Source organism: Persicitalea sp. (genome assembly GCF_041751555.1).
Classification (GTDB): Bacteria; Bacteroidota; Bacteroidia; order Cytophagales; family Spirosomataceae; genus Persicitalea.
Genome location: NZ_JBGSXF010000119.1, coordinates 1 through 6594 on the forward strand (window position 1 = coordinate 1; position 6594 = coordinate 6594).

A 6594-nucleotide genomic window follows, 5' to 3' on the forward strand; every position below is an offset into this window, starting at 1 on the left:
AGAACTACCTCAACATCGTCCTGATCTTAGTCGCTCTCTTGACATTGAGTTGCAACGATTCAACCGAAAAGCAGGAAGCTGCCGAAACCACCGAAATAGCCGCTCCCGATCCGTCGCAGACCCGAGCAGAAATAGAAGCCGTAGAAACCGCTTGGGCCGAGTCGATTAATACCAAAAACCTGTCGGCCATGATGGAACTATATGGCGACGATGCCGTATCCATGCCCAACAACGCGCCCACCTTGGTAGGAAAAGAAGCCATCCGGGCGTATCAGGAGCAGGATTTCGCTAGCAACTCGAGGGAGGGAACGATTTCCTTCGAAACCATGGACGTTTTTTCAATGGGCGATCAAGTACTTGAAGTCGGTAAAAGTACCTTCCAGCATGCCTCGGGCGATAAGGCGACCACCGGCAGCTATATGGCGCTCTTCGAGAAACGCGATGGCAAGTACGTCTGTATCCGGGAAATTTATAATGAAGATCAGGAAGAAGAATAAAGTTGCCGCCGGGCGGCGTCCCGCCCGGCGGCATCCCCTGTTTTACTCAAAAAACGGCACCCCTTCGGCGGCGTACTTTTTCAAACCTTCTTCGTTAATATCCACGCCAATGCCCGGTTTCTCGGATAATGTGATGAAGCCTTTGTCCACCATCGGCCCGTCGAAGGTCACGATCTCCTTATACATCGGATTCTCATCAAAATACACTTGCCATTCCAGAATCAGGAAGTTGGGAACCGACGCGCAGACGTGGCAGGACGACATCGCGCCCAGGTAGGAGGCCACCATGTGCGGCGCGAAGGGTACATAATAGAGGTTGGCCAGATTGGCGATGCGCTGCGCTTCCCCCAAACCACCCGCCTTTTGGAGGTCGGGCATAATGATGTCCACCGCGCCCAGTTCCATCAACTTACGAAAGCCGTGGGCGAGATAGTGGTTTTCACCCGCGCAGATGGGCGTATCGGTGCCTTCCGAGATGTATCGGTAGGCTTCGGGGTTTTCGGCGGGAATGGGCTCTTCGAGAAAGAGGAGTTTGAGTGGCTCGAACATCTTCGCCATTTTCTTGCCCGTTGTCATGTCGTAGCGGCCATGGGCGTCCACGCAGATGTCGATGTATGGCCCGACTGCCTCCCGCACTGCAGCGATTTGGTCGTACATTCGGTCGAGTTCGCCCTGACTGGCTGTCCAGTTATAGGCGTCGTATTTAGCGGGGTCCTTGGCCTCGTCGATGTCAAACTTTACGGCGGTATAGCCTGCCTTCACAGCGTTGTCGGCGGCTTTTGCGAAGTCTTCTGGCTTTGGACCTTCGGAGCGATAGGCGGCCGTATCACAATACACGCGGATTTTATCGCGAAACTTCCCACCCAGCAACTGATAGACAGGCATCCCGTAAGCTTTCCCTACCAAATCCCAGAGAGCCGTTTCTACGGCTGTCAGCACCGAAATGTACATTCCCGCCTGAGCGCCTTTAAAAAAGCCAGCCCGGCGAATATCCTCGAACAATCGATGCACATTGAGCGGACTTTTCCCCGTCAACTGCCTGCCCATCGTTTTAACCAAATGATAAGTACCCGGCACGGCATCTACGCCCTCACCACAACCCCAAATGCCTTGATTGGTGTGGATTTTTACAAAAAGACTGTATCCACCCCGAATGAACCCACATTTTAGGTCGGTGATCTTGAGGTCGGATGGCTTGGACGACATCGGTGTCCGCTCGACGGCGTTCATGAGGCCGTCGCCGTAGGTAGTTCCGGCGTAAGCGGCCATGGCGCTGGCGAGGGCACCTTTTCGCAGGAAGTTGCGGCGGGAGTTTATATTTTCTGACATGGGCGGTTTAGGAGATTGGTTTAGGATGATTGCTTGCAAACAGAAGAGCGAAAAGTGGGTTCTTTTTACTCAAAAAAGCCCACTTTTCACTGCGAGGGAGCGATGACTCAACTGCTGTATACTTAGCCGTTTCCTATCCTAGTTTGTCACCGACGGTCGGCCCCGCCTGAGCGTAGCCGAGGGGCCTCCTTCTTTAGTCTCCGCAAATGATAGTACTTGGCGGGCTGCCGGATGGTCTGCGCGTAAGCAGTCCAATACTGGTGTTTTTCGATAAAATTTATCTGGATTTGGTTCCAGGCGGCTTCGTCTTCCACTAAATCCCGTGCGTGCATTTCGCGGTAGAGCGAGTAGGCAATGGGTTCGTAGTCGGGGCGCCCGAGGTAGTCAAGGTCGGCGTCGGCCAGGATTTCTTCCAGTTTATTCTTTGGGGTCTGCGGAATTCTGGTGGCTTCGATCATGCCACTTATCAGCACAATCTGTCGGGGTTCGTAGTCAAATTGAGGAAGGTACTCGTGCGCCATCCGGCAGCTTTCCGACTCGTGGCCCTTATAAGTGGTGATGAATCCCGCATCATGAAACAAGGCCGCCGTACGTAACAAGGTTAAAGTCTCCTCATCGGCAATTTCCTCGGCTCCGGCGATCCGTTCTACGGCTTCGGATACATCCAAGGTATGATCCAGGCTGTGGTAATACAGCGTATCCGAAAGTTCGGTGCGCAGTTTGTCGAGTATAAATGCTTCGGCTTCGGGCAAATTCATAGTTAGTCAAAGTACTGGAACGGAATAAACTAATCTATCTCCCTGGCTTGATAACGAAAACCTAAGGTTGCACCACTACTACTTTCTTCTTGAATTGTTGGGTATTGCCTACGCCGTCGAATGAGTCGATGAGTACCAGATAATAGCCTGTACGAACTACTTCACCTTTATCATCCTGGCCTCCCCAGCGGAGGGAGCCATCGGTGCCGATCGTTTGATTTTTGACCAAATTTCGTACCAATCGCCCTTGCACGTCGAAAATTTGGACGCTCGCCACGCGGCCCGATCCGGTGAGGTTATAACGAATCGTGGCAAAGTCGTCCACGCCGTCGCCGTTGGGCGTGATGGCTTCCGGTTCTATCACAAACTCGTCAACGACTGCACTACCCGCGCCCTGCGAGTTGGCGTAGCCGGGTGTGGCGTAACCCACTACCGAGGCCGCGGACTGCCAGTTTTTGGGGTCGTTGCCGGGCCGTTCGGGGTAAATTCTTTCCAGTGAAACGCCTTTCGCATTGGTGATCAGTGGCGATTGGTTCTTATCGATATACGCAAAAAGATCGACTAGCCGGCCGCTGGCGTCGCGCAGGGCCACACCGCCAGCGTCGTTCACGAAAGAGGGCATGGAAGGAAGCGTCACCAGCGTGCGCGGACGCTCGGTCGGGTACTGCTCAGCCAGGATTTTGGAATTGACGCTGAACGCCATGAATTCGTTTGGGGCAAGGAGCAAATCTTTTGTCGCAATAGTTTTGAATGAACCGGGTACGCCGACTTTCACATTGCCCAGCGACCAACCTTTCAGGCTGAGGTAGTTTTGGCTGCGGTTGTGGATTTCCGCAAATTCTACACCACCCGTGCGCGGGTCGAACAGAATCTCGTTCAAAATCACATCCCCCGAATCGGCTTTGCTGGGTAAGCCGAATACAAAATTTGTTTCCTTCATTCGATTTCCGGCGCAATCGGTCAGGTTGCCGACGGTCAACTCGTAGCTTTGTCCGGCTAGCAGCGGAGCGTCGAGTGTGAGCAGTGAAGTACGGAAACCGGGCGTTTCAATGGTTGACTTGCGGATGCTACGCCCTTTCAGTTCGTAGGTGCCGCTTTGGCTACTGGCTAAGCTGTCGAGTCGTTCGTTGAAATAGATCGTTAATTGATTCTCGCCCAAAATCTCGACTCGCTCGGCCACGGGCGGACTGCGATCGGGATTGGGAGCTGCTACTGAGTTAAGTTTGTTTGGGGTGCCGCCCAGCGGGTCGGTGGAAGCCCCCCAGTTTTCGGTTTCACCGCAAGGATTTGCGACGTCGATCATTTCCAGCGCGTAGCCACCACTGCGGCGGTTGGATACCCACCAAGTGTCTTTGTAGGCAACCGAAAAAACGAGCGTTCCCTTGGCGTTGCGTAGTGTCAGTGTGGCCCCTGCGTTTACCAATGAAAAAGTAGAGAGTCCCCAGACCTTTCCGAAGCGGGTTAGCAGAGGTACCGAATTCCGGGAACATAAAATAGCGTATCCCCCTGGGGAAAGTACCGAATCGGGTAGAAGGGCAGTACCGAATTTCCAACCCTTCATCGAGATAGGCTGCTGGGTTCGGTTGAAAATTTCTATGTACTCGACGTTAGGCAGACCGACCACGGGGGTGGGATCGGCCATGATTTCGGTGATAATAACCGAGTTGTAGCTTTGAGGGAAAGAGGGGTTAGCCCACAGAAAACCGAAGCCAAGCAGTACAAGTAACTTGGCGAATCGAAATTTGGCGATATAGTATCCGGTGAGGATCATGCACCAAATTTATATTCAGCTTAACGCTTTCCTTAGCATCTCTACGCTCTTTCTCACGCCCGAATCAGCGGCTTCTTTGCCTTCGAATTCCAGGGACAGGTAGCCTTGGTAGTTTACCTTTTTCAGAATATCGGCGATCCGCTTGTAATCCAGATCCAGGCTGTACCACTCACCGCCGCCGTAGTAGGTCTTGGCTTGCACAAAGCAGGTGTAGGGCGCAATCATCGCCAATTTGTCGTAGGGGTTTTCCAGAAAATTACCCGTATCCATCAGCAGTTGCAGCCAGGGTGAGTCCACAGCTTTCATGATCCGTAGCATTCCCTCGGGCGTGGAGCCGAGGCCCCAATGGTTTTCCAGTGCCAAAAGTACGCCTAGTTCCTCGGCGCGGGGGATGCACTTCTCGATGCTCTCGGTGCACCACTTATAGGCGTCTTCTTCGGTGTAGCCATCCAAAGCGGGTTCCTGCCCGCGTTTAGCCATAAAATCATCGAACGATTTGATAGTACCCCAACGGCCCGTGTTGAGCCTCATGCAGGGGATGCCCATGTCGGCGGCCAGTTCCATGCAGTGCAGTGTGTGGTCGATATGTTTTTGCCGCTCGGCGGCGTCGGGCGTTACGAATCCCTGGTGGATCGAGAGGCAGGTCATCGCGATGCCGTTGACGAAAGCGTGGCGTTTTAATTTTTGCAAATAGGCGTTGTCCTCGCTCTCCATTTGGCGGTGTAATACGTCGATGCCTTCCAGGCCTAAACTGGCGGCATCGTCGATCACCTTTTCGATGGGAAATCGGTCGCCTTTGAAGTGCCAGTAGGAGTAGCTCGACACACTGAGCTTGATTTTGGCAGCGGATGTCGGCGCAGGTGCGGCGACTATTGGAGTAAGGTTGGGAGTGGCTGAAAGTACAGCGGCTCCGGCAGCGGCGTTTTTGAAGAAATGTCGTCTTTGCATAGATACATGAAGTGAGCGCTTTAAGCAGTCAATATAGCGTTTTATCGTCAACCGTGAGGAAAATAATTTGGGACACCTTCCTGAAAATCTTGCTATACTTGTAAAAGAAACCTGAAAGAACTACTCTTTTTTTCGCTAAGAACCATGCAGATTTATATCCATACAAACCTAAAGGAAGACCTCCGACAGCAACTGCTCGCCGGCATTTCCGATGGCCACAGTGTTGAGTTTCGGGAAGAGGGCGATACTGATGCCACAGCTCGGGAGAAATTTGACCGCGGGCAACTGATTTTAGGAAATCCGCCGCTCCAGTGGCTAGATACCAAACCGATCGACTTGGAATTCTGGCAATTGGACTCCGCCGGATTCGACAAATATAAAGGTGTGAAAATTAAAGGCCGCGCTGCCAACATGGGCGACTGGTTCGCCAGGCCCTGCGCCGAGACTATCGTAGCTGGGTTGATGGCTCTCTACCGTGGGATCGATGCGCTTACGCTTTTGAAACAAAACAAACAATGGGTAGGCCACACGATGCGACCTTACCTCGGTCTTATGGATCGTCGCGAGGTGGTCGTCCTGGGCGGTGGCACCATCGGCACCGCTACGCGTCAGATACTGGAAGGATTTCGCTGTCGCGTCAGAACGGTGGCCCGCACCGCGCCAAATGCTGAAATACGTAGTAAAGAAGAGTTGCTGGCCGTGCTGCCGCTGGTGGACATCGTGGTCAACACCCTACCGGGCACGGCGGAAAAGTACGTGGATCGCGAAATGCTGGCTACCATGAAGTCCGGCAGTGTGTACGCCAATGTAGGCCGTGGCAACACGACCGATGAAGACGCCCTGCTCGACGCCTTGCGCAACGACCACCTCAGCGGGGCCGTGCTGGATGTGACCGAAGTAGAGCCGCTGCCCGCCGACAACCCGCTCTGGACGCTTCCCAACGTCATCCTGACTCAGCATACCGGCGGCGGCCAGGCCGACGAGGATGTGGGCAAAGTCGAACTCTTCCTCCGTAACCTGGCTAACCTGGAAGCCGGAGAAGCTTTGGAAAGCGAAGTGGACTTAGGGAAGGGGTACTGATGTTCAGCTACGAAGTAAAAAATATTCGCGTGCGTTACGCCGACACAGATCAAATGGGTTATGTGTATTACGGCAACTATGCCCGCTATTTCGAAATCGGGCGGGTGGAGGCGTTGCGTAGTCTGGACTTTCATTATAAGGCAATGGAAGACGCGGGTGTGCTGATGCCCGTCTATGAAAACCGCTCGCGCTATCACCAGCCCGCCCGCTA

Annotated in this window: 7 protein-coding genes; 3 read left to right on the forward strand and 4 right to left on the reverse strand. The window is 53.5% G+C overall.

Features of this window, described 5'->3' with window-relative positions; genetic code table 11:
* On the forward strand, positions 1-497 hold a 497-nt coding region (locus ACEW8P_RS04020), incomplete at its 5' end, for an SgcJ/EcaC family oxidoreductase (RefSeq protein WP_373511824.1).
* A gap of 42 nt (positions 498-539) precedes the next feature.
* Here the strand turns inward: ACEW8P_RS04020 and ACEW8P_RS04025 are convergent.
* The 4 genes from ACEW8P_RS04025 to ACEW8P_RS04040 form a co-directional block, all read right to left on the reverse strand.
* A complete protein-coding gene (locus ACEW8P_RS04025; RefSeq protein ID WP_373511825.1) occupies positions 540-1826 on the reverse strand; it encodes a mandelate racemase/muconate lactonizing enzyme family protein in 1287 nt (428 codons plus the stop codon).
* A 146-nt stretch (positions 1827-1972) separates the two neighbouring features.
* On the reverse strand, positions 1973-2584 hold the full coding sequence (locus tag ACEW8P_RS04030; RefSeq protein WP_373511826.1) for an HD domain-containing protein: 612 nt from the start codon (positions 2582-2584) through the stop codon (positions 1973-1975).
* A 61-nt stretch (positions 2585-2645) separates the two neighbouring features.
* A complete protein-coding gene (locus ACEW8P_RS04035) occupies positions 2646-4355 on the reverse strand; it encodes a lamin tail domain-containing protein (protein WP_373511827.1) in 1710 nt (569 codons plus the stop codon).
* Between the two features lie 15 nt (positions 4356-4370).
* On the reverse strand, positions 4371-5303 hold the full coding sequence (locus ACEW8P_RS04040; protein WP_373511828.1) for a sugar phosphate isomerase/epimerase family protein: 933 nt from the start codon (positions 5301-5303) through the stop codon (positions 4371-4373).
* A gap of 144 nt (positions 5304-5447) precedes the next feature.
* Here ACEW8P_RS04040 and ACEW8P_RS04045 point away from each other — a divergent pair, with 144 nt between their 5' ends.
* Positions 5448-6383 carry a D-2-hydroxyacid dehydrogenase gene (locus ACEW8P_RS04045; protein ID WP_373511829.1) on the forward strand — a complete coding sequence of 312 codons (936 nt, stop codon included), beginning with the start codon at positions 5448-5450 and terminating at the stop codon, positions 6381-6383.
* The coding region (locus tag ACEW8P_RS04050) for an acyl-CoA thioesterase (RefSeq protein ID WP_373511830.1) at positions 6383-6594 on the forward strand (212 nt) is incomplete at its 3' end. The genes ACEW8P_RS04045 and ACEW8P_RS04050, both read left to right, overlap by 1 nt.

Coding starts and splice junctions, on each gene's coding strand:
- ACEW8P_RS04025 (WP_373511825.1), bottom strand. CDS start 1,826: ATGTCAGAAAATATAAACTCCCGCCGCAACTTCCTGCGAAAAGGTGCC.
- ACEW8P_RS04030 (WP_373511826.1), bottom strand. CDS start 2,584: ATGAATTTGCCCGAAGCCGAAGCATTTATACTCGACAAACTGCGCACC.
- ACEW8P_RS04035 (WP_373511827.1), bottom strand. CDS start 4,355: ATGATCCTCACCGGATACTATATCGCCAAATTTCGATTCGCCAAGTTA.
- ACEW8P_RS04040 (WP_373511828.1), bottom strand. CDS start 5,303: ATGCAAAGACGACATTTCTTCAAAAACGCCGCTGCCGGAGCCGCTGTA.
- ACEW8P_RS04045 (WP_373511829.1), top strand. CDS start 5,448: ATGCAGATTTATATCCATACAAACCTAAAGGAAGACCTCCGACAGCAA.